The 26,663-nt window shown below is 72.5% G+C and carries 23 protein-coding genes; 14 read left to right on the plus strand and 9 right to left on the minus strand.

Annotated features, from left to right (window positions below):
• Positions 1-70: 70 nt before the first annotated feature.
• Complete coding sequence (locus tag ACWDRW_RS17215) at positions 71-2,035, minus strand: hypothetical protein (protein WP_451723994.1); 1,965 nt, start codon at positions 2,033-2,035, stop codon at positions 71-73.
• 129 nt (positions 2,036-2,164) lie between these two features.
• On the minus strand, positions 2,165-2,416 hold the full coding sequence (locus ACWDRW_RS17220) for a helix-turn-helix domain-containing protein (protein ID WP_451723996.1): 252 nt from the start codon (positions 2,414-2,416) through the stop codon (positions 2,165-2,167).
• Between the two features lie 192 nt (positions 2,417-2,608).
• Between ACWDRW_RS17220 and ACWDRW_RS17225 the strand changes: the two genes are divergently transcribed.
• Positions 2,609-5,146: an ATP-dependent Clp protease ATP-binding subunit gene (locus tag ACWDRW_RS17225; protein WP_451723998.1), complete on the plus strand. Its 2,538-nt coding sequence runs from the start codon at positions 2,609-2,611 to the stop codon at positions 5,144-5,146.
• Here ACWDRW_RS17225 and ggt read toward each other — a convergent pair whose 3' ends face one another.
• The gene (ggt, locus tag ACWDRW_RS17230; protein ID WP_451723999.1) at positions 5,147-6,946 is read right to left on the minus strand and encodes a gamma-glutamyltransferase; all 1,800 of its coding nucleotides are present in this window, start codon (positions 6,944-6,946) and stop codon (positions 5,147-5,149) included.
• An 82-nt stretch (positions 6,947-7,028) separates the two neighbouring features.
• Between ggt and ACWDRW_RS17235 the strand changes: the two genes are divergently transcribed.
• Both ACWDRW_RS17235 and ACWDRW_RS17240 read left to right on the plus strand, forming a co-directional pair.
• A complete protein-coding gene (locus tag ACWDRW_RS17235) occupies positions 7,029-7,787 on the plus strand; it encodes a hypothetical protein (protein WP_451724000.1) in 759 nt (252 codons plus the stop codon).
• Between the two features lie 116 nt (positions 7,788-7,903).
• Positions 7,904-9,463, plus strand: a complete 1,560-nt coding sequence (locus ACWDRW_RS17240) for a CocE/NonD family hydrolase (protein WP_451724002.1) — start codon at positions 7,904-7,906, stop codon at positions 9,461-9,463.
• Positions 9,464-9,690: 227 nt separating this feature from the next.
• Here the strand turns inward: ACWDRW_RS17240 and ACWDRW_RS17245 are convergent, their stop codons facing one another.
• Positions 9,691-10,434 (minus strand): amino acid ABC transporter ATP-binding protein, encoded by a 744-nt coding sequence (locus ACWDRW_RS17245; protein ID WP_451724003.1) that lies wholly within the window; start codon positions 10,432-10,434, stop codon positions 9,691-9,693.
• A gap of 126 nt (positions 10,435-10,560) precedes the next feature.
• Entirely contained in the window at positions 10,561-11,001 is a 441-nt protein-coding gene (locus ACWDRW_RS17250; RefSeq protein WP_451724006.1) for a DUF6278 family protein, read from the minus strand.
• Between the two features lie 426 nt (positions 11,002-11,427).
• Between ACWDRW_RS17250 and ACWDRW_RS17255 the strand changes: the two genes are divergently transcribed.
• The 8 genes from ACWDRW_RS17255 to ACWDRW_RS17290 all read left to right on the plus strand — a co-directional run bounded on the left by ACWDRW_RS17255 (position 11,428) and on the right by ACWDRW_RS17290 (position 18,936).
• Positions 11,428-11,589, plus strand: coding sequence for a hypothetical protein (locus tag ACWDRW_RS17255; RefSeq protein ID WP_451724008.1), 162 nt, complete (start codon positions 11,428-11,430; stop codon positions 11,587-11,589).
• 482 nt (positions 11,590-12,071) lie between these two features.
• On the plus strand, positions 12,072-12,788 hold the full coding sequence (locus ACWDRW_RS17260; protein ID WP_451724009.1) for a hypothetical protein: 717 nt from the start codon (positions 12,072-12,074) through the stop codon (positions 12,786-12,788).
• Positions 12,789-12,827: 39 nt separating this feature from the next.
• On the plus strand, positions 12,828-13,622 hold the full coding sequence (locus tag ACWDRW_RS17265) for a class I SAM-dependent methyltransferase (protein ID WP_451724010.1): 795 nt from the start codon (positions 12,828-12,830) through the stop codon (positions 13,620-13,622).
• A gap of 1 nt (position 13,623) precedes the next feature.
• Positions 13,624-14,469, plus strand: coding sequence for an SAM-dependent methyltransferase (locus tag ACWDRW_RS17270; protein WP_451724013.1), 846 nt, complete (start codon positions 13,624-13,626; stop codon positions 14,467-14,469).
• 40 nt (positions 14,470-14,509) lie between these two features.
• Positions 14,510-15,781, plus strand: coding sequence for an MFS transporter (locus tag ACWDRW_RS17275; protein ID WP_451724015.1), 1,272 nt, complete (start codon positions 14,510-14,512; stop codon positions 15,779-15,781).
• The gene (locus tag ACWDRW_RS17280; RefSeq protein WP_451724016.1) at positions 15,765-17,387 is read left to right on the plus strand and encodes an FAD-dependent monooxygenase; all 1,623 of its coding nucleotides are present in this window, start codon (positions 15,765-15,767) and stop codon (positions 17,385-17,387) included. Before ACWDRW_RS17275 ends, ACWDRW_RS17280 begins: the two co-directional genes overlap by 17 nt.
• 118 nt (positions 17,388-17,505) lie before the next feature.
• The gene (locus tag ACWDRW_RS17285; protein ID WP_451724017.1) at positions 17,506-18,075 is read left to right on the plus strand and encodes a TetR/AcrR family transcriptional regulator; all 570 of its coding nucleotides are present in this window, start codon (positions 17,506-17,508) and stop codon (positions 18,073-18,075) included.
• Positions 18,076-18,210: 135 nt separating this feature from the next.
• Positions 18,211-18,936, plus strand: coding sequence for a TetR/AcrR family transcriptional regulator (locus tag ACWDRW_RS17290; RefSeq protein WP_451724019.1), 726 nt, complete (start codon positions 18,211-18,213; stop codon positions 18,934-18,936).
• Between the two features lie 165 nt (positions 18,937-19,101).
• On the opposite strand, the gene ACWDRW_RS17295 is transcribed toward ACWDRW_RS17290, so the two are convergent.
• The gene (locus ACWDRW_RS17295; RefSeq protein WP_451724021.1) at positions 19,102-20,163 is read right to left on the minus strand and encodes a PhlD; all 1,062 of its coding nucleotides are present in this window, start codon (positions 20,161-20,163) and stop codon (positions 19,102-19,104) included.
• Between the two features lie 442 nt (positions 20,164-20,605).
• Here ACWDRW_RS17295 and ACWDRW_RS17300 point away from each other — a divergent pair, with 442 nt between their 5' ends.
• From ACWDRW_RS17300 to proB, 3 genes are read left to right on the plus strand one after another with little or no spacing between them, the layout of a single operon-like run.
• A complete protein-coding gene (locus ACWDRW_RS17300) occupies positions 20,606-22,378 on the plus strand; it encodes a WhiB family transcriptional regulator (RefSeq protein WP_451724024.1) in 1,773 nt (590 codons plus the stop codon).
• On the plus strand, positions 22,375-23,385 hold the full coding sequence (locus ACWDRW_RS17305) for an alpha/beta fold hydrolase (RefSeq protein WP_451724026.1): 1,011 nt from the start codon (positions 22,375-22,377) through the stop codon (positions 23,383-23,385). Before ACWDRW_RS17300 ends, ACWDRW_RS17305 begins: the two co-directional genes overlap by 4 nt.
• A complete protein-coding gene (gene proB, locus ACWDRW_RS17310) occupies positions 23,382-24,593 on the plus strand; it encodes a glutamate 5-kinase (protein WP_451724028.1) in 1,212 nt (403 codons plus the stop codon). Before ACWDRW_RS17305 ends, proB begins: the two co-directional genes overlap by 4 nt.
• A 128-nt stretch (positions 24,594-24,721) precedes the next feature.
• On the opposite strand, the gene ACWDRW_RS17315 is transcribed toward proB, so the two are convergent.
• Genes ACWDRW_RS17315 through ACWDRW_RS17325 form a run of 3 tightly spaced genes read right to left on the minus strand, consistent with a single transcriptional unit; the run spans position 24,722 to position 26,367 of the window.
• Positions 24,722-24,886 (minus strand): hypothetical protein, encoded by a 165-nt coding sequence (locus ACWDRW_RS17315; RefSeq protein ID WP_451724029.1) that lies wholly within the window; start codon positions 24,884-24,886, stop codon positions 24,722-24,724.
• A gap of 15 nt (positions 24,887-24,901) precedes the next feature.
• Positions 24,902-26,221 carry a glutamate-5-semialdehyde dehydrogenase gene (locus ACWDRW_RS17320; protein WP_451724031.1) on the minus strand — a complete coding sequence of 440 codons (1,320 nt, stop codon included), beginning with the start codon at positions 26,219-26,221 and terminating at the stop codon, positions 24,902-24,904.
• Positions 26,218-26,367 (minus strand): hypothetical protein, encoded by a 150-nt coding sequence (locus ACWDRW_RS17325; RefSeq protein WP_451724032.1) that lies wholly within the window; start codon positions 26,365-26,367, stop codon positions 26,218-26,220. The genes ACWDRW_RS17320 and ACWDRW_RS17325 overlap by 4 nt, the downstream gene beginning before the upstream one ends.
• Positions 26,368-26,663: the final 296 nt, after the last annotated feature.

Genomic DNA, 26,663 nt, shown 5'->3' on the forward strand with positions numbered 1-26,663 from the left:
CAAGACCATCGCCGTGAACCCGCTGAGTCGATCCGGTTTCACACTCCTGTGGGTGATCGGGCCCACCCGGTCAGGCGGCGAATCCGGCGACCCTCAGCGCGTGGACGAGGTCCCAGTGGCGCTCGTCCGAGACACCTCGGGCGGCCTCCAGCAGCAACGGTACGAGGGTCACCGGGTCCACGGCCACGCTGCGGGCGGCCTCCTCCGGGGTGCGGACCCGGACGTAGGCGTCGAGCAGGGCGCTGACCTCCCGTCGGCGCCCCTCTCCGGCGAGTGCCAGCACGGCCCGCCCGATCTCCTCGGCGGAGCGGACGACGCCCTGCCGCAGGATCTGCTCCCCGTCGGCGCCCCGGCCCGCGGCGACCAGCGCGTCCGCCGCCGCGACGAGCCGGTCGGCGGGCAGCGAGGCGGCCTCCCACAGCAGCGTGGCCCAGTCCGCCCCGAGCCCGGCCCGCTGCAGTTCCACGGCGAGCAGCGGGTAGCGCGCGGCGGACGAGTACGTGATCTCGACGAGCAGCGCGTGCGCCTCACCGCTGCGCCCCTCGTGCCGCAACCGCACCAGCCTCTCGACGGCGCCCACGACCTCCCGTCGGTCACCGCCGTCCGCGATCTCCACCCGCGGTTCCTGCGCTTCCACGGCCTCGGCACCGGCGAAACGAGCGCCCCTGGGGCTACGGCGCCCCTGAGCCGGCGCCTCGGGCAGCACCGGCACGGCGATGGGCGGCACGACGACGGCCTCGACCTCCTCCTCGACCATCCCGGCGAACCGAGCCCCACCTCGCCGACGCTTGCGCTGCTTGGGGGCGGGGGGTTGGGGGTCGGCGGGGTGCGTTGAGGGCTGGGGCTCGGCTGGAGGTGCCGGGGGTTCCGGGGCGTGCTGGGCGACGGGCGCTTGGGCGACGGACTCCTGGGTCCGGGGCTCGGGCAGACTGCCGGCGGGGGCTTCGCCGGTCCAGGGGGCGGGGCTTTCGCCGGTCCCGGGGGCGGAATCCCGCGCCGGGTTCCAGCCAGCCGGGCCCGCGGTGGCCTGCGGGGAATTCCGCCTGGCAGGGAAGGCGGCACCGCCGGCCGGACCGCCACCGGCCCGGTACCCGGCATCCTGCGCCGGTGCCGACCCAGCGCGGAACACACTCCCCTGCTCCGGAACGCCACCCGCCCGGGACGCAGCGGCCTGCCCCGGCGTCCCCCCATTCTCGAACACACTCCCCCGTTCCGGGGCACCTCCCGCCCGGTACGCAGCGTCCCGCCCCGGCGTCCCCCCACCGTCGAACACACTCCCCTGCTCCGGAACGCCACCCGCCCGGGACACGACGCCCTGCCCCGGCGTCCCCCCACCCTCGAACACACTCCCCCGTTCCGGGGCACCTCCCGCCCGGAACGCCATGCCGGGCGCCTCGGTCGTTCCGGCGTGGGGCGGGAGGTGCGGGGTTCCTGCCTGGCCGGGGGCGGTGGGGTGCGGCTCGGGGGTGGGCGGCGGTCCGGAAGCGAGGCGTTCCTGTCGCAGCCTCGTCGCCCGGTCGTCGGCCGAACGGCGGTCCAGCTCCGCCATGCGGGCCCTGATCTCGGCGCAGCGCGCGGTGGCGCGGGCGTGGTCGTCGCGGGCCCAGGCGAGGTCGAGGCGCAGGGCGTCGGCCTCGGCCCGGCCGACGGCGGCGGCCAGGGACCGGCCCAGCTCCACCTGCCGCTCCGCCGCGTACCGCTGCTCACGGAGCATGACGTCCAGCCGGTCGCCGAGGGCGTCCCGGCCGCCGGGACGGCTGTCGTAGGCCAGCAGCGCGGCCGTGTGCAGCGCCCGCGCCCCCTCCGTCTCGGCGCTGGCGGCCTCCGGGCCGTACTCGCCCGCGAGGTCCTGCAGGAGCGCCTCCACCACGTCCCAGGGCGGCACCTCACGCCCGTCGAGGCAGGCCCGCATGCCGTCCGGGTCGCGCTGCCAGAACACCCCGCACCAGCCGCCGCCCTGATCGAGGCGCGCCGTCAGGCCGTTCAGGTAGTTCGCGAACTCCCGTACCCGAGCCGGGAGTTGTTCCACAGTCATGCCCAACTCCCGCCAGACCGGAGCACTCCGGTCCGTAGGCAACACCAGTCGTGTTACGGGGGCGCTACGGGGAGTTTTCCGGCCGAACGCAGAGTACGCCCGCCCTGCCGGAACGTGACGTGCGAACGCTCACGCGGCGACCGGCGCGCACAGCCCGGCCAGCTCGTCCATCGACAGACCGAGCACGCGCGCCAGCGCGGCCACCGTGAAGAACGCCGGCGTCGGCGCCCGGCCGGTCTCGATCTTCCGCAGCGTCTCCGCGGAGACGCCGGCGCTCGCCGCGATCTCCGCCATGCTGCGGTCGCCGCGCGCCTCGCGGAGCAGGCGCCCGAGCCGCTCGCCGCGCTCGCGCTCTTCAGGGGTCAGTGGGGTGCGCACCATGCGACCATTCTAATACCGGTATAGTAATTGGCGCGATGGCTCTGGAGCCGTCCTCAGGTGCCGCACCACACCAGGCACCCCCGCACCACGCGCCTGCACATGCCCACCGAAGATATCCATGCCAACCTGACATAAGCGCACCATGTCCGGGTTACCCGACTCCGGTACGTCGTCAGCGAAGGTACGGTACCGATGACCAGCGGCTTCTTCCCGGAAGGTCCGGAGGGGGACCCCTTCGGCGAATTCCTCGCCCGATTCTTCGGCGGCCCGCGTCCAGGACCCCGCCAGATCAACATCGGCCAACTGCTCAGCCAACCGGCCAGGGAACTCGTCCGCGGCGCCGCCCAGTACGCCGCCGAGCACGGCAGCCGGGACCTCGACACCCAGCACCTGCTGCGCGCCGCGGTCTCCGCCGAGCCGACCCGGAGCCTGCTGAGCCGGGCCGGGGCTGACCCCGACTCCCTGGCCACGGAGATCGACGAGCGCTCAGGGCCCGTCCAGCACCCGCCGGGCGAGGTCCCCCCGCCGACCTCGCTGTCCCTCACCCCGGCCGCCAAACGCGCCCTGCTGGACGCCCACGACCTGGCCCGGGCCCGGGGAGCGGGCTACATCGGCCCCGAGCACGTGCTCAGCGCCCTCGCGGCGAACCCCGACTCGGCAGCCGGGCACATCCTGAACTCGGCGCGCTTCGGCGCCGGCCTGCCGCCGGAGGCGCAGGACACCGCGCAGCGGCCCGAGCGGCCCCGCTCCGTTGACACCCCGACGCTGGACAAGTACGGCCGCGACCTCACCGACCTCGCCCGTCAGGGCCGGATCGACCCGGTCATCGGACGGGAGGAGGAAATCGAGCAGACCATCGAGGTGCTCTCCCGGCGCGGCAAGAACAACCCGGTGCTGATCGGCGACGCGGGCGTCGGCAAGACGGCCGTCGTGGAGGGCCTCGCGCAGCGGATCGCCGACGGCGACGTCCCGGACGTACTGAGCGGGCGGCGGGTCGTCACGCTCGATCTGACCGGCGTCGTCGCGGGCACCCGCTACCGGGGCGACTTCGAGGAGCGCATGACCAACATCGTGGGCGAGATCCGCGCCCACTCCGACCGGCTGATCGTCTTCATCGACGAACTGCACACCGTCGTCGGCGCCGGGGGCGGCGGCGAGGGCGGTTCGATGGACGCCGGGAACATCCTCAAGCCGGCCCTGGCGCGCGGCGAGCTGCACATCGTGGGCGCCACCACGCTGGAGGAGTACCGGCGGATCGAGAAGGACGCGGCGCTCTCCCGCCGCTTCCAGCCGATCCTGGTGCCCGAGCCGACCCCCGCGGACGCGATCGAGATCCTGCGCGGCCTCCAGGACCGCTACGAGGCCCACCACCAGGTCCGTTACAGCGACGAGGCCCTGGTCGCGGCCGTGGAGCTGTCCGACCGCTACCTCACCGACCGCCGGCTGCCGGACAAGGCGATCGACCTGATCGACCAGGCGGGCGCCCGGGTGCGGCTGCGCTCGCGCACCAAGGGCACGGACGTGCGGGCCATGGAGCGCGAGGTCGAGCAGCTGGCCCGGGACAAGGACCAGGCCGTCGCGGACGAGAGCTACGAGCAGGCCACCCAACTGCGGGACCGGATCGTGGAGTTGAAGCAGCGGATCGCGGACGCCGCCGGGGACGGCGCGGCCGACGAGGGACAGAACCTCCAGGTGACCGCCGAGGCCGTCGCCGAGGTCGTGTCCCGGCTGACCGGTATCCCGGTGGCCAGTCTGACCGAGGAGGAGAAGGACCGGCTGCTGGGCCTCGAACAGCATCTGCACGAGCGGGTCGTCGGCCAGGACGAGGCCGTGCGGGTGGTCTCCGACGCCGTCATGCGCTCGCGGGCCGGGCTCGCCAGCCCGGACCGGCCGATCGGCAGCTTCCTCTTCCTCGGCCCGACCGGCGTGGGCAAGACGGAGCTGGCCAGGGCGCTGGCGGAGGCGCTGTTCGGCAGCGAGGAACGCATGGTCCGGCTCGACATGAGCGAGTACCAGGAGCGGCACACCGTCAGCCGGCTGGTGGGCGCCCCGCCCGGCTACGTCGGCCACGAGGAGGCGGGACAGCTCACCGAGGTGGTGCGCAGGCATCCGTACTCGCTGCTGTTGCTGGACGAGGTGGAGAAGGCGCACCCGGACGTCTTCAACATCCTGCTCCAGGTCCTGGACGACGGCCGGCTGACCGATTCCCAGGGCCGCACGGTCGACTTCACCAACACCGTCATCGTCATGACGAGCAACCTCGGCTCGGAGGCGATCACCCGGCGCGGGGCCGGGATCGGCTTCGGCGCGGGCGGGGACGAGGCGGACGAGGAGGCCCGGCGGGAGCGGATCCTGCGGCCGCTGCGGGAGCACTTCCGGCCCGAGTTCCTCAACCGGATCGACGAGATCGTGGTGTTCCGCCAGCTCGACCCGGAGCAGCTGCGGCGGATCACGAATCTGCTGCTGGACCGGACGCGCCGGCTCATGCACGCGCAGGACGTCACGGTCGAGTTCACCGACCGCGCGGTGGACTGGCTCGCCGAGCGCGGCTACCAGCCCGAGTACGGCGCCCGCCCGCTGCGTCGCACCATCCAGCGCGAGGTGGACAACCAGCTCTCGCGGCTGCTGCTGGACGGCCGGGTCGCGGCGGGCGGGCAGGTGACGGTGGACCTCGAGGACGGGCGTCTGGTGTTCCGCGCGCAAGAGGCCATGCCCGCCCCCGAGTTGTGACTACGGCGCCGGGCGCACGACCATCGCCGAGCCGCCGCCCCGGCGGACCTTCTCGGCGGCGGCGAGCCATTTCCCGCCGGGCAGCCGCTGGACGGCGGTCGCCGCACCGATCTCCGGATTCTGCCGGAAGCCGTGCCCGATGGACTCCAGCCGGGTCCTCATCTCACTGCTCCACAGGCCCGGTTCGAGTTCGGTCGTGGTCTGGTTGCGCTGGCTCGCGCGCGGCGCGGCGATGGCGTCGACCAGCGGCAGACCCCGGTCCAGGAAGCCGGTGAGGGTCTGCAGCACGGTGGTGATGATGGTCGCGCCGCCGGGCGAACCGAGCGCCACCACGGGCCGGTTGTGTCCGTCGAGGACGATCGTCGGGGACATCGAGGAGCGCGGCCGCTTGCCCGGACCGGGCAGGTTCGGGTCGTGCACGGCCGGATTGGCCGGGGTGAAGGAGAAGTCCGTCAGCTCGTTGTTGAGCAGGAAGCCGCGGCCCGGGACCGTGATGCCGCTGCCGCCGGTCTGCTCGATGGTGAGGGTGTACGAGACGACGTTGCCCCACTTGTCGGCGACCGTGAGATGGGTGGTGCTGTCGCCCTCGTACGTCGTCGGGGCCGCCGTACCGCCCGCGCCGCAGGCCGCCGGCTCACGCGGGTCGCCCGGCGCGAGCGGGCTGGTCAGCACCGCGTCGTCCTTGATCAGGCACTCCCGCGAGTCGGCGTACCTCTGCGACAGCAGTTCCTTCGTCGGTACGTCCTCGAAGGCGGGGTCGCCGACCCAGCGCCCCCGGTCCGCGAAGGCGATCCGGCTCGCCTCGACGAAGCGGTGGAGGTACCGGACCTCGCTCGCCTCGGCCAGGTCGGTGCTCTCCAGGATGTTGAGGGCCTCGCCGACGGTCGTGCCGCCGGAGGAGGAGGGCGCCATGGAGTAGACGCCGAGCCCGCGGTAGGAGGTCTTCGTGGGCGCCTGGAGCCTGGTCCGGTAGGCGGCCAGGTCCTCGGCGGTGAGATCGCCGGGCCGGGCCTTCCAGCCGGAGGCGGGGTCCACGGGCGGGTGGTTGACGGTGTCGACGATGTCCCCGGCGAGCTCTCCGCGGTAGAGCGCGCCGGTACCCTTCCTCGCCAGTTCGGCGTAGGTGCGGGCGAGGTCGGGGTTCTTGAACGTGGCTCCGACGACCGGCAGTTCGCCGCCGGGCAGGAACAGCTTCGCGGTGTCCGGGAAGTAGCGGAACCGGGTCTCGTTGGCGGCGGTCTGGGCGCGGAAGGTCTCGTCGACGGTGAACCCGTCCCGGGCGAGCCGCTCCGCGGGCTTCAGCAGCGTGCCGAGGCTTCTGCTCCCCCACTTGTCCAGCGCCCGCTGCCAGGTGGCGGGCGTGCCGGGGGTCCCCACGCTCAGCCCGCTGCTGACCGCCTCGGCGAAGGGGATCGCCGTTCCGTTCTCCAGGAAGAGCCCGGAGTCCGCGCTCAGCGGGGCGGTCTCGCGGCCGTCGATCGTGCGTACCGTGCGGGATTCGGCGTCGTAGTGGACGAAGTAGCCGCCTCCGCCGATGCCCGCGGAGTAGGGCTCGGTGACACCCAGCGCGGCGGCGGTGGCGACGGCCGCGTCGACGGCGTTGCCACCCTTCCTGAGCACCTCGATGCCGGCGGCCGAGGCGTCCGGGTCGACGCTGGCGACGGCGCCGCCGTACCCGACGGCGAGGGGGACCTTCTCGACTCCCGTACTCCCGGCGGTGGGAGGCGCGGCCGCCCCCACCGACACGACGACGGCCGAGACCGCCAGGACCGACAGCTTGCGCACGCCAGGACGACGCATCCGCACCTCCAGTCAGGGACCGTTCACGCAGCCTAGGGGATGGACATGGCCCCGTCAGGAGCACCCGCTACCATGCGCCCCCATGAATGACGACGTGCGCAACATCGTCCTCGGCGTGGTGGCGGCGGCCATCAGCGCGGGACTGGGCTGGATCGCCCGTACTTATCTGTGGCGGCGCAAGCTCCGCCGCAAGCAGACGTTCTTCGGGCTGCCGGAGAACTCGGAGTCCCTGCTCGTCGTCAACCGCGACCCCTCCACCTCCGAGCCGGCGGTGCACCGCTTCGACGTGTTCGCCCTGCTGGAGCTCGCCGCGCTGATCAAGGACTGCGGGGCGCATCTGCAGATGGTGACCCAGGACGGTGTGCAGCAGGGCTTCGGTGAGCGCACCGAGTTCTGTGTGGGCGGTCCGGGGTCCAACCGGCGCATGCTGGCCCACATGTCGGCGATGCTGCCCGGTGTACGCGTCAACATCGATCCCGAACCCGGCCCGGACCGCGGCGCCTTCCAGATCGGCAGCGAACGCTACCGGCTGGAAGCGGGGGTCACCGAGTACGTCCTGCTGGCCCGGCTCACCGCGGGCGAACGGCGCGAGGCGCGTCCGGTGTTCCTCTTCTGCGGGCAGCGGGCCATCACCAACCAGGCCGCCACGCGCTATCTCGCCCGCAACCACGAGCGCCTCGCCCGCAAGCACGGCGGCAACTCCTTCGTCCTGCTGCTGAAGGTCGTCAACTCGCAGGCGTACGGCCCGGACGTGGTGGAGCTGGTGGCGGACGTGACCCGGGCCGCCCAGCAGCCGCTGCCGGCACCGGCGGCCCCGCGCAACGCACACCGCGCCTCCTGAATTCGTTCACAGGCCAACAATCGTTACTCCCACGTAACTTACCGACGGGTTACCTGCGGTAATGGATCGCGGTTACCGTCGGGTCACTTTGCACTGACACGAGTGAGGAGTGACCCGTGGGACATCGCAAGGCCCTGCGTACCACCGCCGTGGGCATCGTCTCGGCGACCCTCGTCGCGGGCATCGGCCCCGTCACCTCGGCGTCGGCGTCGACGGGAGGGGTCCGCTTCGTCGACATCAGCGGAGACGGCGGTACGACGCTCAAGGCGAACGTCGTCACCCCGGCCGGCGCCGACGGTTCGCGCCGCTTCCCGCTGCTGGTGTTCCCCACGAGCTGGGGCACGCCTCAGGTCGAGTACCTCGCTCAGGCCCAGCGGCTGGCGAACTCCGGCTACATCGTGCTCAGTTACAACGTCCGCGGCTTCTGGCAGTCCGGCGGCGAGATAGAAGTGGCCGGACCGCCCGACGTGGCCGACGCCTCCCGGGTGATCGACTGGGCGCTCGCCAACACCCCGGCCGACGCGGCCCGGGTCGGTATGGGCGGGGTGTCGTACGGAGCGGGCATCAGCCTGCTCACCGCCGCCCGGGACGAGCGGGTCAGAGCGGTCGCCGCGCTCAGCGGCTGGGCGGACCTCATCGGCTCGATCTACTCGGGCCGCACCCAGCACACCCAGGCCGCCTCGCTGCTGGACGGGGCGAGCCTGGTCACCGGTCGGCAGAGCGCCGAACTCAGGGAGATCTTCGACGCGTTCCGGTCCTCCGACCTGAGCAAGGAGGACGCGATGATCGCCTGGGGGAAGAAACGTTCAGTCACGACCTACCTGGACCAGCTCAACGCCAACGCCCCCGCCGTGCTGCTCGCCAACGCGTGGGGTGACTCGATCTTCCCGCCCAACCAGTACGCGGACTTCTACGAGAAGCTGACCGGCCCCAAGCGCCTGCAGTTCCGCCCCGGCGACCACGCCACCGCCGAACTGACCGGACTGCTCGGCCTGCCCAACGACGTGTGGACCGACACCGAGCGCTGGTTCGACCACTACCTCAAGGGCGAGGCCAACGGCATCGACCAGGAGCAGCCGGTCCGGCTCAAGTCCCGTTCCACCGGCGGCTACGAGGGCTACCCGGACTGGAAGTCGGTCGGCGCGACCAGCCGGAAGATCGCCCTGGCGGGCTCCACCACGATCCGCGCGAACGTCAACTCCGGTGCGGACGGCGGGCTCGTGGTGCTGTCCGGTCTCCTCGACCAGTTCGTCAAGCTGCCCCCGATGGCGTCCATCCCGCTGCTGCCCCGCCGCTGGGCGGCCGTATGGCAGTCGGAGAAGTACGCCACGACCGGGCGGGTGCGCGGCACGGCCCGGTTGCACACCACCCTCACCCCGACCGAGGAGAGCGGCACCCTCGTCGCCTACCTCTACGACGTGGGGCCGCTCGGCCTCGGCAAGCTGGTCAGCAACGCGCCGTACACCTTCCACGGACGTACGCCCGGAAAGCCGTTCGGCGTCGACCTGGAGCTGTTCTCCACGGCCTACGACGTCCCGGCAGGGCACCGGCTCGCCCTGGTCGTCGACACGGTCGACCCGCTCTACAGCGAGCACAACCCGACCGGCGCGCAGCTGACCTTCTCCTCACCGGCGAACGACCCGAGTTACGTGTCGGTCCCGTTGCGCGAGCAGTGATCTCCGGCTGCCGCCGGGCGGGTATGGCTCTGTGTCTGCTGCCCCCCGCGGTCGAGGGGCCGCGGGGGGATCGAACCCCGGCAGCAGCGTCCCCTGTTCGACCGGCACGGTGCCCTTAGGGGGACGAACCGCTCATCGTAGTCGAGGCTCGGCGTGAGGCACTTCCGGGGCCGTGGGCGGGGCTTGAGGACACACCTGTGGCAGGCGGCATGGGTCGCACTCCCCGCTCAGTGCTTGAGGATCTTGGACAGGAAGTCCCGGGCGCGCGCGCTCTCGGGGGTGGTGAAGAACTCCTCGGGCGCGCGGTCCTCGACGATGCGGCCGTCGGCCATGAAGACCACGCGGTTGGCCGCGGAACGGGCGAAGCCCATCTCATGGGTGACCACGACCATGGTCATTCCCTCGTGGGCCAGTTGACGCATCACCTCGAGGACCTCGTTGATCATCTCGGGGTCGAGCGCCGAGGTCGGCTCGTCGAAGAGCATGACCTTGGGGTCCATCGCGAGGGCGCGGGCGATGGCCACCCGCTGCTGCTGACCGCCGGAGAGCTGGGCCGGGAACTTGTCGGCCTGGTCGGCGAGTCCCACCCGGTCCAGGAGTTCCCGGGAGCGCTTGTCCGCCTGCTCCTTCTTGCGTCCGCGGACCTTGACCTGGCCCAGCGAGATGTTCTGCAGCACGGTCTTGTGGGCGAAGAGGTTGAAGGACTGGAAGACCATGCCGACGTCGGCGCGCAGGCGCGCGAGGGGCTTGCCCTCGTCGGGCAGGGGCTGCCCGTCGAGCAGGATCGTGCCGGAGTGGATGGTCTCCAGCCGGTTGATCGCCCTGCACAGGGTCGACTTGCCCGACCCCGAAGGGCCGATGACGACGACCACCTCCCCCTTGCCGACGATGAGGTTGATGTCCTGGAGGACGTGCAGCTCACCGAAGTACTTGTTGACGTCACGCAGCTCGATCAGCGGATCGACGACCATGCCCAGCCCCACTCACTCTCAGCTGTGTCGTGGTTGCCGCAAACTACCCAGATAAGACGGGCGTTAACTGACGACACGCACTTTTCGGGCATAAGCCGTATTTAAACCGCAGCTCAGGCCACTGATTCACGCCTCCGCGACTTCGGCGTAGAGCTGCGACAGCTCCGGCACGCCACTGGAGGCCCATTCGTGCCCGGAGGCGACGACATCGAACTCGCGGCCCGAGGAGAGCCGTACGACAGGTTGGCCGTTGGGCCAGATCTCCCACTGCGCGCCCGGGACCGTGCGCACGATGACCGTGCCGAGGTAGAGGCCGGCGTCGTTGCCCAGCCAGGGCAGCACCTCCTCGTCGTCCCGCCAGCGTGGAAGCAGCTGGTCGAGGGCCTCCAGCGAGGCCGCGGAGTCGTCGAGACGGACCCCCTCCAGGGTCGCCTGGGAACGCAGCAGATCGCACTCGGAGAGCAGCTCCGCGATGCCCTCGTGGCTGTCGTCACCGTCGGAGAACACCGCGACACCGAAGGCAGGACCGCGCCGTTTGCGCCAACCGCCGAGGAAAGGGATGTTCATACGCTCAGCCTCGCACCGACCATGCCACCGGCACCACCGGCACGCGGGAACCAGCCACCCGGAAACCTCTTGCCAAAGCTTATTCATTCTCCGTAGAGTTCATCAGGTCATGAGTTCAACGTATGTTGACTTTGGCCTTCCGGGAGGCGGGGACCCGTGCGGAAGATCCAATTCCAGGTGAACGAGGGCGGATTGGCCGCCCCTTCCGCCCAACGTCGCACAACGTTCTCCGCCATTACCACGCCGTTCCGGACCGTGACGCACGCCGGCCATGCCACCCCGCGTCGGACAGGTCCTGACGGGCCCCCTGCCGACCGTGCTCAGCGCTCTCGCCGGACTCCCACCGACCCCGCTCCCAGCGTCGTGAGCGGGCCCCGTCCGCGGGCGGCGCGAACGCTGCCGCCCCTCATCGAAGGGAACACGGACATGCCCGAAGAGACGAAGGTCATCCGAATCCACCTGGAGCCGAGCCCGGACGGCGTCACGCTCAGCGCGGTCAGCGCCGCCTCGGCCACCGCGCCCAGCGAGACCCTCCTGCTGGAAGCCACCAACATCACGGAGCCGACGGTCATCGAGGTCGAGGTCTGACCCCACTGCCGCGGCCGCGCGAACCGAGGCACGGCGAAACCCCCCGGGCTCGTAGAGGGACGGGTCCGCGGAAGAGCGCTCGAGGGAACCCCGGGGCCGCCGAGGGAGCGGATTCGGGGCGAGCGCTGCACGGCCTTCCCGGCCCGTGAGGGACGGGCCGGGAAAGGCCGCGCGAACGCCGGGCGCGGCGCGACCTTGCACCGCCCCCGGGCCGGAACAGGAGAGGAGACCGCGATGGGGGAGACGATCGGCTCGGGTGGTGCGGACACGGACCTCGCTCCGCGGTTGCAGGTACCCCGGACTCCCGCGAGCGGCTGGAGCACCTCCGGCGACACCGGAGTGACGCGGCACCTCCTCTACGGCGACCCCGTTCGGTGTCGAGGCGTGCTGCGACGAGCCGTCCTCCAGGGTGTGTGCCCGACTCCGCGCAACGCGAGGGGCCGTGGCGAGCGCCCGGCCCACGGCCGACCGGAGGTGCACTCATGAGCGTCCACCGTCATGTCCAGTGGCGCCGGGATCCGGACGGCGCCGCCTACCGCACCCAGCGGTCGTTTCCCGCCGGACCGGCCCGCTCGACCGTGCTGCTCGCCGGTCCCGGCACGGTCTCCGCTCTCGACGGCGAGGGCCGCGACGACCTCCTGCTGGACCGCCTGACGGAACGTCTGGTGGCCATGGGGGCACAGGTGTTGCAGTGCGACATGCCTGCCCCTGACCTCCTCGCGCCCACCTCGGCGACCGATGAGCTCAGACGCGCGGGGCGGCTCGCAGGCCTGCTGGACGGCAACCGGCATCTGATGACCGGCCCGCTCGTCCTGGTGGGCTTCTCGCTCGGCGGCCAGGCACTGCTGCGGCTCCTGGAGTCCGGCGCGCCTCCGCGCGCGGACCGAGTCGTCCTGATCGGCACGATCGTGGAGACGGACACCTTCCTGGCCTCGCGGATTCCCCTGATCGAGCTGATCTACGGCGGTTTCGACCTGGTCGGCTATCTGACCGAGGGTGCCGACGACGAACTTCCGCCGGTGGTGTTCGAGCCGGCCATGTACGCCGACTGGTCCGCCCGCCGACTGATCGGCACCCACTCGCCCGCGGTCCGGGTCCATGTGCTCGAAGGGCTCGGTCACACCCTGCATCCCTGCGGGCCCGGACCGGCGCGCGACCCGCTGCCGGTCCTCACCTCGCTCGTCGGCGTCGGTACATGACGTCACGTCAGTTCGCGGCACCCCAGGAAGGGGAAGCAGATGCCCGCCAGTGAGACCCTCCCCGGTCGGCAGGACGCAGGCGCCGACGGCCACCTCGCCGTCGGCGGGCTCCACCGGCCGGGCCCCACGACACGGGCTCTGCACCAGTTGCTCGGCCTCCAGACCGGCAGCGCCATCTGCGACGTCGTCTGCGGCACCGGGCGACTGGCACTGTCGTTCGCGGACGAGTACCCGGACCGACTGGTGGGTGTCGACGAGGACCCCGCGTCGCTGGAAGCCTTCCGGCGACGCGCCGCGCGGCGGTCGGCCGCGGTGCGGACGGTGCGGGCGGCGGCCGAGGAACTCCCCTTCCCTGACGCCTCGTTCGACCTGGTCGTGTCCGGGCTCGCCGCGCACCGCTTCGGCGACGTGCCGAAGGCCGTCCGCGAGATGACTCGGTTGCTGCGCCCCGGTGGGCGACTGGCGGTGATCGACCTGGAGGGCCACGCGGACCCTGCGATCGACGCGTTGGGGCAGGAGCTGGAGAGTCTGCGCGATCCCGGACATCGTCGCAGCCATCTCGTCGAGAGCTGGGTGGGATTCTTCCGGGGCGCCGGGCTCGAGCTCGTGGCCGCACGCGGCGGCCAGGTGGAGAGCCCGGCCGGGACGCCGGTGAGACGCTGGTGCGAGACCGCCGCTCACAGCACCGGTGCGGCGGCGATCCGCCACCGGCTCGCCGGGGCGCCGGCGGCCCACCGCGAGGCGCTGGGGATCCGGCGGTGCGGTGAGGAGTTCTTCGTCCCCGTACGGACCTGCTTGGTGATCGGCGTCAAGCCACTGGGCGGGGTGGGCTGACATGCCGATCATCAGGCTGTTCTCACCCGACGCGAGCCCCGGCCGCGCCGTCCTGGAGCAACTCGCCTGCGACGTCACGGAGTTGTTGGGGCTGCCCGCCGGTCGGTGCTGGGTGTGGTGGCAGCGGCTGGAGCCGGGGACCTATCACCGGCCCGAGTGGCGTGCCCAGGACGTCCGCCCGGCCCCGGTCGGGTTCGTGGTGTGCAGGGAGAGTTTCGCCCACGACCAACTGCGCGCGCTGGTGCTGCTCGTCCAGGAGCGGCTCGCGGAACTGCTCCGGGTGCCGGCGGACGAGATCTTCCTGACCGTGCAGCGGGCCGTCACCGGTGAGTTGCTGGTCCGGGACGAGGTGTGGTTCGCGCATCTGGAGGAGCCCCGGCCGGGCGCCGTGACCGACCTGGTGCCGATCGGGCGCGTGCACACCGACCGTGCCGACCTCTCCGACGACTACTGGGGCGACGTGACCTCGGTGATCCGGCTGGACGCCCAGCGGTTCACCCCCGAGGCGCTGCTGGGCCTGGACGCCTTCTCCCATCTGGAGGTCGTCTTCCACTTCCACCGGGTGGCGCCGGAGAGGATCCACACCGGGGCCCGCCATCCGCGCGGCAACCCCGACTGGCCGCGGGCCGGGATCTTCGCCCAGCGCGCCAAGAACCGCCCCAACCGCATCGGGGTCTCGCGCTGCAAGCTGCTGAAGGTGGACGGGCTCGGCGTCCATGTGCGGGGCCTGGACGCCGTGGACGGGACGCCGGTCCTCGATCTCAAACCGCACCTGACGCAGTTCGGCCCGCGCGAGGCCGTCGTACAGCCCGCGTGGGTCGACGAGTTGATGCGGGACTACTACTGATCCTCCGCCGCCCACTGAACCTCCGACGATCGGAGCCGGCATGAAGAGGCCCGCCGAGCGGGAGCGGTTGCCCCGCAGCGCGCTCGCGCTGCTGGCAGCGGTGTTCGTGGACGCGCTCGGCAGCGGGCTCTACCTGGCGGTGTCCGTCGTCTTCCTCACCCGCTACCTGCAGCTGGGCAGCTCCGAGGTGGGGCTCGGTCTGGGCGTCGCGGGCGCGGTGTCCTTCGCACTGCTGGTGCCCACCGGGATCCTCGCGGACCGGGCGGGGCCGCGTCGGACGCTGATCGCCGCGCATCTGACCCGGGCGGCGCTGCTGGCGTGCTTCCCGTTCGCGTCCTCCTTCGGCTCCTTCCTGCTCGTGGTCTCCCTGCTCGCGGTGGCCGACCGCGCCGCCGCGCCGCTGGTGCAGGGGATGTTCGGGGCCGCCGTGGACGCCGGGCGGCGGGTGCGCGCCATGGGGATGGCGCGGTCGCTGCAGAACCTGGGGCTCACGCTCGGCGGTCTCGCGGCCGCCGGGGCGCTGCTGTGGGACAGCGACGGGGTCTATCTGACCGTCGTGTACGTCAACGCGCTCTCGTTCGTGCTGGCCGCCGTCGTGGTGACCCGACTGCGGACGGGCGGTGCCGGCGGGGGCCGGCCGCTGCCGTGGAAGCGGCGGCTCACGGTCCTGCGGGACCGCCGGTTCACCATGCTGACCTGCCTGAACTCCGTGGCGAGCCTGCATGTGACGGTGCTGACCGTCGGCATCCCGCTGTGGGTGCTGGCCCACGACGACCTGCCCCGGTCCGTCATCGCCTGGACGCTGGTGCTCAACACGGCCGTCGTGGTGCTCTTCCAGGTGCGCGCGACCCGCGGCATCGAGTCCGCCGAGGACGGCGGCCGCGCGCTGCGGCTGAGCGGGCTGCTGCTCGCCGTGTGCTGCTGCGCGCTGGCCGCCACCGGGGCACTGCCGACGGCCGCGGCGGTGACGGTGCTGCTCGGCGCGGTGGCGTTCCAGGCGTTCGCGGAGATGTACCAGCAGGCGGCCGCCTGGGCGATCTCCTACGACCTCGCGCCTCAGGACCGGCGCCAGGTCTATCTGGCCTTCTTCAGTCTGGGCAACGCCGCCCGCAACACCTACGGTCCGCTCGTCGTCACGTTTCTCGTGGTGGAGCCCGGCGCAGTGGGCTGGCTGCTCCTCGGCGCCCTGGCCCTCGGCTCCGGTGCCTGGGCGGCGCGGGCAGGCCGGCCGTCCGCCGTTTCCGGTGCGCCGACCGCACCGGCCGTATCGCTGACCCATGTCCAAGGAGAGACCCATGGCACCCACCCCTGAACAATCCGTGATCATCGTCGGAGCAGGCCCGACCGGCCTCGCGCTGGCCTGTGAACTGGCCGCCGCCGGAGTCGCCTGCACCGTCCTGGAGCGCCGTACCGAGTCGTCCGGGCAGTCCAGGGCCATGGCCCTGTACCCGAGGACGCTGGAGGTGCTCGATCTGCGCGGGCACGCCGCCTCGCTCACCGCGGTGGGCCGGCCGGTCGGCCGGATGCTGCCGGCACAGGGCGCCGCCATCGACTTCACCGCGATCGACAGTCCCTTTCCGGCCTTGTACGTGGTCCCGCAGAGCCGCACCGAGGAGGCGCTGCAGCAGCGCGCGATCGACCTTGGGGTGATCGTGCAGCGCGGGGCCGAGGTGTTCGGCCTGGAGCAGGACGCCACCGGGGTACGGCTGCAGGTGCGCACCGAGTCCGGTGAGTGGGAGGAGTCCGCCGACTACGTGGTGGGCTGCGACGGCGCGCACAGCGCGGTGCGCGAGCTGTCGGGGATCGCCTTCCGCGGCCGTACGTACGACATCGCGCCGATCCTGGCGGACGTACGCCTGGAGACACCGCCGCCGGAGGACGTGACGATCCTGACCGGGCGCGGCGCGATGATGGTGTCGGTGCCGTTCGGGGACGGGTTCTACCGGGTCGCGGTGGGGCACCGGGACCACCCGTGGACGCGCGACGAGGTGACGCTTGAGGAGCTGTCGGAGCGGCTGACGGAGGTGCTCGGCTTCGACCCGAAGCCGCACGATCCGCGGTGGCTGGCCCGGTTCAAGATCCACCAGCGGCTCGCCGACCAGTACCGCACCGGCCGGGTGCTGCTGGCGGGCGACGCGGCGCATCTGCACTCGCCGCTCGGCGGGCAGGGCCTCAACCTCGGTATCCAGGACGCCGTCAACCTCGGCTGGAAGCTGGCGGCCACGCTCCAGGGCTGGGCGCCGGCCGGGCTGCTCGACACCTACCAGAGCGAGCGCCGGCCGCAGGCGCAGCGGATCCTGAAGGCCACCGACCACGCGACGCGGATGGCCACCCACCCCTCACCGGTGGTGACGGGGCTGCGCCGGATGGTGCTGGCGCGGCTCCTCGGGCGGCGCCGGATCCAGAAGTTCGCGGGCGAGGCGATCTCCGGGCTGCGGGCCGGGTACGCCGGGCGGGGCCGTCCCACCGCCCTGGGCGGCGCCCGGCTGCGCCCCGGACAGCGGGTGCCGGACCTGGCGGTCCCGCAGGCGGAAGGAGCGCCGGTGCGGCTCTACGAGCTCATGCGTGACGGAAGGTTCCTGCTGCTCGACGTGAGCGCGGACGGCGCCGCCGCCGAACTCGCCGAAGCCTGGGGCTCCCGGGTCTGCCCGGTCCGGGTCGACGGACCGCTCCCCCAACTCGCGGGTGTCAGCACGGTGTTGGTCCGCCCGGACGGCTACGCTGCCTGGGTGGACAGCACCTCGTCGCCCGCCGGCCGGCAGCAGCGCGTACGGCAGGCGCTGCACCGCTGGTGCGGCACCGAGGGCCCGGCCCCGCAGCGCCGGCCGGCCGCCGCCACCGCCGCGCCGGCCCGTCCGGCCCAGGGGGAACAGGCCGGGACACCCGACACGGAGCCCGCCCGCGCCGAGCACACGTGACGAGAGGACACCGTGGAGGACCCCCTCAGCCCGGCCGGACCTCTCGACCCGCGTTCCGCGCGGCGGGCCACCGCCGCGCGGGCACGCGCACGCACAGGACGCAGAAAGGCTCGTCGCCATGGCACAACAGCTGCTGTCGACGCGTTCCCAGCGCACACGCGAGGCCATACTGCGCGCGGCGCGGATGCACTTCGCGGCCGACGGTTACCAGCGGTCGACGATACGGGCCATCGCCGCGACGGCGTCCATCGACCCGTCCATGGTCATGCGCTACTTCGGCAGCAAGGAGCAGCTCTTCGACGCGGCGCTCGACGTGGACCTCGGTTTACCGGACTTCACGGGCACGCCCACGGAGCTGCTGCCGCGGGAGCTGATCACGCACTTCCTCGCGCCGTGGGAGGACGACCTGGACGAGGGGTCGATGCGGTTGCTGCTGCGCTGCGCGGCGACCAACGAGCGGGCCGCCGAGCATCTGCGGCAGATGCTGCACGAACAGTTCACCAGCAGTCTGCGCGGCGCCCTGGGCGCGGAACGGGCGACGGCCTGCAGCGGGATACTCGCGGCGCAGTTGCTGGGCGTGGCCTTCACGCGCTACGTCCTGCGGCTCCGGCCGATCGCCGATCTCCCGGTGACGGCGCTGGCCGAGCTGATCGCCCCCTCGATGCGAACAGTTCTGGCGGCGGAGTGAACAGGAACGGTCGGAGTAAGGAAGAACCCAAGACTCCGTATGTTCATGGCCTCAGGATGTCCCACCTGATAAGATATTTTCACTGTACAGTGAATTACTCGTTCCGAAGCTCCCCATCCAGAGTGCAGTGATCTCATGACTTCCAGGCGTTCCAACGGTTCCGCTTCCGCCCCGGGGGAGCCTGAGAGGACCGGTTCCAACGACGTTCCGCCGGCCCGGCGGACGCGGCCGAAGCGCGCCCGCAGCGGACGCCGCCCCGGCGACAGCGGGACCAGGGAACAGATCCTGGAATCTGCGCTCCATCTCTTCGCCGACCGCGGGTACGCCCGGACGACCATCCGCGCCATCGCCGAGCGGGCGGGCGTGGACCCGGCCTTGGTGCACCACTTCTTCACCAACAAGGAGGGGGTGTTCGACGCCGCGGTCAACTCGTCCTTCAGCGTCTCGGCCGCCTTCGACGGCATGCCGATTGCCGATAACGCCACCTCGGAGGCGACCTGGCTCGCCCACACCTACTTCTCCTTCTGGGAGAACGAGCACACGCGCTACGCCATGACCGCCATCTACCGCGCGGGACTTGCTGACAGCGTCACGTCGGACGTGCTCAGGTACCGGATCGAGGCGAGCACCAAGGCCTGGACGAATTCGACGGGCTACAAGGAGGTGGCGGACTCCGAAGCCCGCGCGGCACTGGCCTCGGCCCACATCATCGGGCTGGCCATCCTGCGCTACGTCCTGAAGGTCCAGCCCCTGGCGGACATGGAGTACGACGAGTTCATCTCCTGGGTGGTACCGGCCCTCGAACTGCGTCTGTCCGTCAACCTGGAGCCCCGTATGCCGGGTGAGCGCGTGGAAGGCTAGGCCCTGTCGGACCCTTCCCGCCCGCCCGAAGGACGGGAAGGGTCCGCGGGCCCAGTCCCCCCAGCCGTCGCACAGGGCAACACACGGGCCCGGAAGGCCCCCGAGGGCCCTCCGGGTCGATTCGATTCGTGGGTTCCGCGCGCTGCCGTGCTGCAGGAGGCCGCGTCAGACGCCGTCGCGCCAGACGGCCTTCACGGCCATCATGGCGACGCCCGGCCCGACCGCCAGCAGCAGTCCGCGCGCTCCGTCGGCAGGCGGTTTGGCGAAGGTCCGCTCCAGCACCTCCAGCGCGGAGACGGAACCGACATTGCCCACGTCGCGCAGGGAGTCACGGGTCAGGCCGAACAACATGGGTGGTCCACCCAGACCTGCGGCGAGGGTGTCGATGATCTTAGGGCCCCCCGTGTGCGAGACGACGAACTCCGGGGCGCCGTCGTCGTCGGCCGGCGCCGAGACATCCAGCCAGTCGTTCAGCCTCGGCAGAACACCCCGGATCGCGTTCAGCAACTCCGGCGAGTTGTATCCGTGGAGCCCGTCGCCCGACGTACGGGTGCCGACCACGTCCTGACTGCCGGCGTGCAGACACTCCCAGGAACTGATGAGTTCCATGCGCGGGCCGTTCGCCTGGCCGCGTACTACGCAGGCGCCGGCCGCGTCGCCGAAGAGACCCTTGAAGATCATCCCGTCCATTCCGGTGTCCACGGGGTTGAGGTAGTAGCTGAACACGTCGGCGCAGACCACGAGGACCGTGGCAGCCGGACGGGCGGCGACCAGCTCCATGGCGGTGGAGATGCCGAACACCCCACCGCAGCAGCCGACCTGGGTCACGGCTATCCGCCTGACGGACGGACGCAGCTCCAGCCGCTGCACCAGCCGGACATCGAGGCCGGGCATGGTGTGTCCGGTTGCGCTGGTCACCACCACGGCGTCGACGTCGCCGGGCGCCACGCCGGCCTCCCGCAGCGCACCCAGGGCCGCCCTCTCGGCCAGCTCCAGGGAGTCGTGCAGGTGGTCGCGGGTCTGCTGGGCGAGCGAGTGCGGCGTGGCCAGCCGCTCGCCAGGGGGACGGGTGTACCAGCGCGTCTGCACGGTGGTGGCGCGGATGGCCCGGCAGACGGACTCGAGCCGCGGATGGTCCGGGTACAACTCAACTATCTGTTCGACGAGTTCGTCGGTTGTGACCTGATAGCGGGGCAGCGCGACAACGGGCGCGGTGACGACGGTCACGAGATCTCCAAAGCGGTGGAAAGCCAACTGTTGAAGGAGGCGCTGATCACGTCCAGCCCGGCGGTTGGGCACCCGAACGACGTCGCAGTCGCCGCTTGTTGGCTCAAGCCATGGAAATTTGCGCATGCCGAACACTCCCCCCGGTGTCTGACGGTGCTGTCCTTCGCAGGCGCCTGATAGGCGCTACTCGCCGAGGGCGCACACGACGAACGGGCGCGCGCGGCGGCACAGAGCCTGTGCAGAAACGTTGCGTCAGAGGCCTTCTGCTACCGGTGGCTTCCCGGGCTGGCCTCTGAATTCGAAGGTACGCGGGCGGAGTTGACTCCAACTAGAGCGAAATTCAACGCGCATGGAATTCAATCCGGGCGGACAGCCGAGACACCGGCCGCGGACAGCCGCTTGCACCGGCCACCGGGTTCACACCGAGAAAGGGCCGACCGCCATGCACGCACCACCGCACCACGCGGACCCCGACCCCTGGACCGAGCGCGCGGCCTGCCGCGACACCGACCCCGAGACCTTCTTCCCGCTCCCCGGAGCCTCCGGCGGCCTCGACCGGGAGGCCATCGCCAAACGACTGTGCGGGCGCTGCCCGGTGGCCCGGGAGTGTCTGCGCGAGGCACTGGTGCGCGACGAGGGCGCCGGGATCTGGGGCGGGTTCAACGCGCGGGAACGACGTGAGCTGCTGCGTGTCGCCGGCACGCTGGAGTCCACCGGAGCGGAACTGGCCGCGTACCTGGCGGGCGGCGGGCGCAGGCTGAGCGCGACGCCCCGGGAGCGACCGGCGTACGTGTGGTACCTGCGTCGGCACGGCTGGACTCCGCGCCGCATCGCGGGCGCCCTCGGCATCAGCTTCGGACAGGTCCAACAGGCTTGGCAACTGGCCGAGTTGGCGTCCTCATGCACACGCGGTCCGGTGAGCGGCATGCCGACGCCCCGGGCACCGCGCAAGCGGGTGCGCCGGTCCGCCGGGGAGCAGGGGGTGGTCGGCGTCGAACGCCCCGAGATACGGAGCGGCGTGACGGCCCTCGGCCGTACGCCGCTCTCCGGCTACGCCACCCGAGGCCGAGCCACGACCCCGGCACGCCCCCCGATCCCACCCGCCGGAGGCCACCCGGCGGGGCCGGTACCTACGGACCGCACCCGGTCAGCCCTTACGGGGGAAGGCCGGGCAACTGCGGGGGCCGCAGGGGGTACGCGGGGGGCGGCGCCGGTGGAGGGGCGGCGGGCCACGACGGGCGGTGCGCGGGGCGCGGTGCCGGTCGAGGGGCGGCGGGCCATAACGGGCGCCACGCGGAGCGCGATGCCGACGGACGGACGGCGGGCCACAACGGGCGCCACGCGGAGCGCGATGCCGACGGAGGAGCGGCGGCTGCCCGGCGGGACGTCCGCCATCCCGCCACGCGGACCCCTCGCCCCCGACGGGCGGCGGGCCACGAATCCCGTGGTCACGAACCCGCCACGCGGCCCTCTCGCCCCCGCCGGTCGGCGAGCGACGAACCCCGTGCCGACGAACCCGCCACGCGGCCCTCTCTCCCCCGCCGGTCGGCGAGCGCAGGGGGCGATCCCCGCTCAGCCTGCCCGTGGACCGGTCGCCAGTGACGACCGGCGCATGCCGGGGCCCGCCGCGGGTGACCCTTCCCACGCGCCGCTGACCGCCGACGGTCGGCGTGCACGCGGGCCGGCCCCCGCGCAGCCGGGCCGCGGACCGCTCACCCCTGACGGACAGCGCACCCCGGGCGCCACCCGGAACCCTTCCTACGCGCCGCCCGCCCCCGACGGACAGCACACCCCCATCCCCCGCGCCCCTGCCCCCACCCCGCTCACCCCCGACGGCCGACGCACCCCGGCCCCCACCTCGCTCGCCCCGGAGGGTCAGCGCACGCGTCGGCCACTCCCCCCGACCCCCACCCCGGCCCCCACCCCCCGCGACCGTGCCCACACCCCGGTCGACCCGGAGGGTCCGCGCGTCGCTCGGCCCCTCCCCCTGAACCCTTCTCCCGAGCCGCTCGGGTGGGAGGCGCGGCGGGAGGTCGGGGTGGTGTCGGCGGATCGGATGCGGGCGTTGCTCGCGTTGAAGGCCCGGCGGTTGCCGGAGAGGCCCCGGGTGACGTTGACCAGCGGGTCCGCACAAACCTTCGTGGCTCCGGGCAGTCCGCGGATCACCATCACCATCCGGCCCGTTCCGGGGAACCCCCGCGGCGGGACGTCATGAGCGCCGCGAGCGCGCTTGACGCGCGCCGGCTCGCCGGGACCGTCGTCACGGACGACGGCGCCGAGATCGTCGTATACGCGCATGGGTCACCGGACGCCGAGGCCACCGTGCTGCTGTCGCACGGGTGGACCATGTCGGCGATCGACTGGCGGCCGATCATCGACGCGCTGACCCGGCCGCGGCCCGGGTTTCCCGCCCTGCGCGCGGTCACCTACGACCAGCGCGGGCACGGCCGGTCCACGCGGGGAACCGCGCCGTTGGACATGGCGTTGCTCGGGCAGGACCTCGACCTCGTGCTGCGCCGGGCGACCGCGCCGCAGGACGGGCCCGTCCTGCTCGTCGGACACTCCATGGGCGGTATGGCCGTACAGCAACTCGCCGTAGCGCGAGCCGAGTTGTTCGGATCGTGGGTGTCCGGCACCGCGCTGTTCTCGACCTGCGTGGAGGACGTGGGGGCGGTGCCGTTCGTCCCCCGGGACCGGAGCGCGCAGCGGCGGGCACAGGCCGAACGGCTGGTGACCGACGGCCTGTTGCGCTCCCCCGGCTGGGCCAGGACCGTGCACCGGCTGCTCACCGGCCCGCTCTCCCACCCCTCCACCGCCCCCCTGTGGCACGTCCTGTTCGGGCGGGGCCCGCAGACCGACTCCGCACGGGCCGACGCGCACGCGCTGCGAGCCATCCCGCCGCTGACCGTCGCCGAGTTCTTCGCCGCGCTCACCACCCACGACTGCGCGGGGCGGCTCGGCGCGCTCGGCCGGGTGCCGACCCGGATCCTGGTCGGCGCCCTGGACAGTTACACACCCCCCGTCCAGGCCCAGCGCCTGGCCGACGACATCCCGGGAGCGACCCTGTACACCGTGCCGAAACAGGGCCATGACCTGCCGTACGAGCGCCCGGTGCTGGTCGTGGAGACCGTCCAGGCGCTCCTGCGCGACCTACGAGAGCGGCGCGAGCATTCCCCGAGCGCGCCTCGGGAACTCGCCCTCGGAACGGGAGCGGAACGATGACCGGGCCCACGAACCCGGCGACCGAGGCCCTGCGCCCCGATGTGCTCAGGGCCCGGCGGATCGTGGTGAAGGTGGGTTCGTCCTCGCTGACGACGGCGGTCGGCGGCCTGGACTCGGACCGCGTCGACGCCCTCGTCGACGTCCTCGCCCGCACCCGGGCCACCGGCACCGAGATCGTGCTGGTCTCCTCGGGCGCCATCGCCGCCGGACTCGCCCCTCTGGGACTCGCCGAGCGCCCGCAGGACCTGGCCGGGCAGCAGGCCGCGGCCTGTGTGGGCCAGGGCCTGCTGGTGGCCCGGTACACGGCCTCCTTCGCCCGCTACGGCCTGCGGGTCGGGCAGGTCCTGCTCACCGCCGACGACATCGGCCGGCGGGCCCAGTACCGCAACGCCTACCGCGCGCTCGCCAAGGTGCTGTCCATGGGCGCGGTGCCGGTCGTCAACGAGAACGACACGGTGGCGACGTCGGAGATTCGCTTCGGCGACAACGACCGGCTCGCCGCCCTCGTCTCCCACCTCGTCCGCGCCGACCTGCTGGTGCTCCTCTCCGACATCGACGGCCTCTACGACGGCGACCCCCGGCGCCCGGGGGCACAGCGCCTGAAGGACGTGCGCGGTCAACAGGACCTGGCACACGTGGAGTTGGGCGGCACCGGGTCCAAGGTCGGCACCGGCGGCATGAAGACCAAGGTGGAGGCGGCGCGGATCGCGACCGGGGCGGGCGTCCCGGTGGTCCTCACCGCCGCCCGGCACGCCGCCGACGCCCTGGCCGGACGGGAGACGGGCACGCTGTTCCACCGCACCGGGGACCGCAACTCCGACCATCTGCTGTGGCTGGAGCACGCCAGCAGCCCCCGCGGAACCGTGCAGTTGACCGCGGACGCGGTGCACGCCCTGGTCCAGGGCCGGGGCGCGCTGCCCGCGACGGGGGTGACCCGTGCCGCGGGTCAGTTCGTGGCGGGCGACCCGGTGGAACTCCTCGACGAGGAGGGACATGTGGTCGCCCGCGGCCTCGCCTCGCTCGGCTTCCAGGAGCTGTCGCTGCTGCGCGGGCGGTCCGGCCGCGAGGTGGTGCACCAGGACGACCTGGTCCTGCTCCCGGCGGCGGCCCGCGGTGGCCTGCCGGCCCAACTGCGCCGCCAGGTCAGCGTACGGGTCCTGCCGGCCCGCGAGTTCGCGGCGCGGGACGCGGGCGGGCCGGGCATCTGAGTCCGGACACGGGGCGGCGCCCGTCGCGAGATCCGACGGGCGCCGCCCTGTGGGGTTCCCCGGCCGAACAGTCGGCGGCGGGGCCGGACAGCCGAGGGCGGGGCCGTCACTCCCCGCCTCGGGCCCGATCAGTCGATACTGCGGACGATGTGGAGTTCGGCGGGGTCGTTGTCGACCCCGGCGAGCCCCAGCGGCGGTGCCGGCGCGGCGCGGCGGCGGCTCCGCCGCGCGGCGTCGTCCCGGTACACGAGCCGGCCCGCCGGCTTCGTCTTCGTGATGATGCGGATCTGCATGAACGGACCTCCCGTCTAGGCCAGTCGGGCGGTGGTTCCGCCCCTGGTGTGACCGTCACCCACCAGGACGTACTTGGTGGTGGTCAGCGCGGTGAGACCCATGGGGCCGCGCGCGTGCAACTTCTGTGTGGAGACGCCGAGTTCTGTGCCGAGGCCGAGCTGGCCGCCGTCGGCGAAGCGGGTGGAGGCGTTGACCGCCACGACCGCGGTGTCCAGTGCGGCGACGAAGCGGCGTACGGCGGACTGCGAGTCGCTGACGATCGCCTCCGTGTGCCCGGTGCCGTACCGGCGGATGTGTTCGACGGCGTCGTCCAGGGATCCGACGACCGCGGCGGAGATCTCCAGGTCGAGGTACTCACGGCCCCAGTCCTCGCCGTTGGCCGTGATGACGGCGGGATGGCAGTCCCGCACTGGTGCGTCGCCGTGCACGACCACGCCTCGCTCCACCAGCGCGGACAGGGCGCGGGGCAGGAAGGTGGGTGCCACGGCCGCGTGGACGAGCAGCGACTCGGCGGCGTTGCACACCGATGTGCGCTGGGTCTTGGCGTCGAGCAGGATCGCCAGCGCCTTGTCGAGATCGGCGTGTTCGTCGACGTAGACGTGGCAGTTTCCGACACCGGTCTCGATCACGGGTACGGCGGACTCGCGCACGGTGGTCCGGATGAGCTCGGCGCCGCCGCGTGGGACGAGGACGTCCACCAGGCCGCGCAGGGACATGAGTTCGCGTACGGCGGCGTGCGTGGTCCCGGGCACCATCTGTACGGCGTCGACGGGGACGCCGGTGTCCGCGAGCGCCTTGCGCATGGCGGTGACGAGGGCTGCGTTGGTGTGCCGGGCGGTCGACGAGCCGCGCAACAGCGCGCAGTTGCCGCTCTTGAGGCAGAGGGCGGCGGCGTCGACGGTGACGTTGGGGCGCCCCTCGTAGATCATCCCGACCACGCCGAGGGGCACCCTGATCCGGCGTACCTCCAGGCCGTTGGGCATGACGGTGCCGTCCACCCCGGCGCCGACGGGGTCCGGCTGGGCGGCGAGGAAACGTACGGTGCCGGCGAGCGCGTCCAGTTGCTCTCGAGTGAGGGTCAACCGGTCGAGCACGCTCGCGGAGAGCCCGGCCGCCCGGGCGGCGGCGAGGTCGCGTTGGTTGGCGGCGAGGATGTCGGCGGGGTCGACGGTCAGCCGGCGGGCGATGGCGAGCAGCGCGGCGTCGCGTAGTTCACCGGAGATGCCGGCAAGGAGCCGGGCGGCGGTCCGGGCGGCGAGGGCGGCGCCCCGCACGTCCCCCTCGCCGGCCTCCGCCCGCGTGCTCCGGGCGCCGACGGAGACATCGGCGGTCATTCCCCACCGCCGTCCCCCACGACCGCGTCCACCTCGACCCTGGGCGGCGGCGCGGGCTCGGTCCCCGACAACTCGGCCAGCATCACCCAGGCGAGCGCCTCGGCCTCTTCCGGAGCGACGGTGAGACCCGTACCAGTGCCACTCATAGGAACTCCCTGTGCTGTACGGACGCCGCCCCGAAGGACGCCGGGAACTCAACGGCTGGTGAACTCACCTGAGTGGAGCGTTACACGTGCCAGGACACCCGACAAGACCGGCGTTTCCAGCGCCCGAGCCCCCCTGCCCCGACGCTCGAGCAAGCCTCCACGACCGCGACCGACGAGGCCCGACGACCGACCTTCCGACCGGGGCGGGCGCCACCGACACCCCGCTGCCGCCGACGGCGAACCACCCTCGCAGGGGCCACCCGCACCCGACCACGCACCCTGCACAGGCGGTACGG

The sequence above is a fragment of the Streptomyces sp. NPDC003635 genome (assembly GCF_053587635.1).

Coding starts and splice junctions, on each gene's coding strand:
- ACWDRW_RS17215 (WP_451723994.1), bottom strand. CDS start 2,035: ATGACTGTGGAACAACTCCCGGCTCGGGTACGGGAGTTCGCGAACTAC.
- ACWDRW_RS17220 (WP_451723996.1), bottom strand. CDS start 2,416: ATGGTGCGCACCCCACTGACCCCTGAAGAGCGCGAGCGCGGCGAGCGG.
- ACWDRW_RS17225 (WP_451723998.1), top strand. CDS start 2,609: ATGACCAGCGGCTTCTTCCCGGAAGGTCCGGAGGGGGACCCCTTCGGC.
- ggt (WP_451723999.1), bottom strand. CDS start 6,946: ATGCGTCGTCCTGGCGTGCGCAAGCTGTCGGTCCTGGCGGTCTCGGCC.
- ACWDRW_RS17235 (WP_451724000.1), top strand. CDS start 7,029: ATGAATGACGACGTGCGCAACATCGTCCTCGGCGTGGTGGCGGCGGCC.
- ACWDRW_RS17245 (WP_451724003.1), bottom strand. CDS start 10,434: ATGGTCGTCGATCCGCTGATCGAGCTGCGTGACGTCAACAAGTACTTC.
- ACWDRW_RS17250 (WP_451724006.1), bottom strand. CDS start 11,001: ATGAACATCCCTTTCCTCGGCGGTTGGCGCAAACGGCGCGGTCCTGCC.
- ACWDRW_RS17255 (WP_451724008.1), top strand. CDS start 11,428: ATGCCCGAAGAGACGAAGGTCATCCGAATCCACCTGGAGCCGAGCCCG.
- ACWDRW_RS17260 (WP_451724009.1), top strand. CDS start 12,072: ATGAGCGTCCACCGTCATGTCCAGTGGCGCCGGGATCCGGACGGCGCC.
- ACWDRW_RS17265 (WP_451724010.1), top strand. CDS start 12,828: ATGCCCGCCAGTGAGACCCTCCCCGGTCGGCAGGACGCAGGCGCCGAC.
- ACWDRW_RS17270 (WP_451724013.1), top strand. CDS start 13,624: ATGCCGATCATCAGGCTGTTCTCACCCGACGCGAGCCCCGGCCGCGCC.
- ACWDRW_RS17275 (WP_451724015.1), top strand. CDS start 14,510: ATGAAGAGGCCCGCCGAGCGGGAGCGGTTGCCCCGCAGCGCGCTCGCG.
- ACWDRW_RS17280 (WP_451724016.1), top strand. CDS start 15,765: ATGGCACCCACCCCTGAACAATCCGTGATCATCGTCGGAGCAGGCCCG.
- ACWDRW_RS17285 (WP_451724017.1), top strand. CDS start 17,506: ATGGCACAACAGCTGCTGTCGACGCGTTCCCAGCGCACACGCGAGGCC.
- ACWDRW_RS17290 (WP_451724019.1), top strand. CDS start 18,211: ATGACTTCCAGGCGTTCCAACGGTTCCGCTTCCGCCCCGGGGGAGCCT.
- ACWDRW_RS17300 (WP_451724024.1), top strand. CDS start 20,606: ATGCACGCACCACCGCACCACGCGGACCCCGACCCCTGGACCGAGCGC.
- ACWDRW_RS17305 (WP_451724026.1), top strand. CDS start 22,375: ATGAGCGCCGCGAGCGCGCTTGACGCGCGCCGGCTCGCCGGGACCGTC.
- proB (WP_451724028.1), top strand. CDS start 23,382: ATGACCGGGCCCACGAACCCGGCGACCGAGGCCCTGCGCCCCGATGTG.
- ACWDRW_RS17315 (WP_451724029.1), bottom strand. CDS start 24,886: ATGCAGATCCGCATCATCACGAAGACGAAGCCGGCGGGCCGGCTCGTG.
- ACWDRW_RS17320 (WP_451724031.1), bottom strand. CDS start 26,221: ATGACCGCCGATGTCTCCGTCGGCGCCCGGAGCACGCGGGCGGAGGCC.
- ACWDRW_RS17325 (WP_451724032.1), bottom strand. CDS start 26,367: ATGAGTGGCACTGGTACGGGTCTCACCGTCGCTCCGGAAGAGGCCGAG.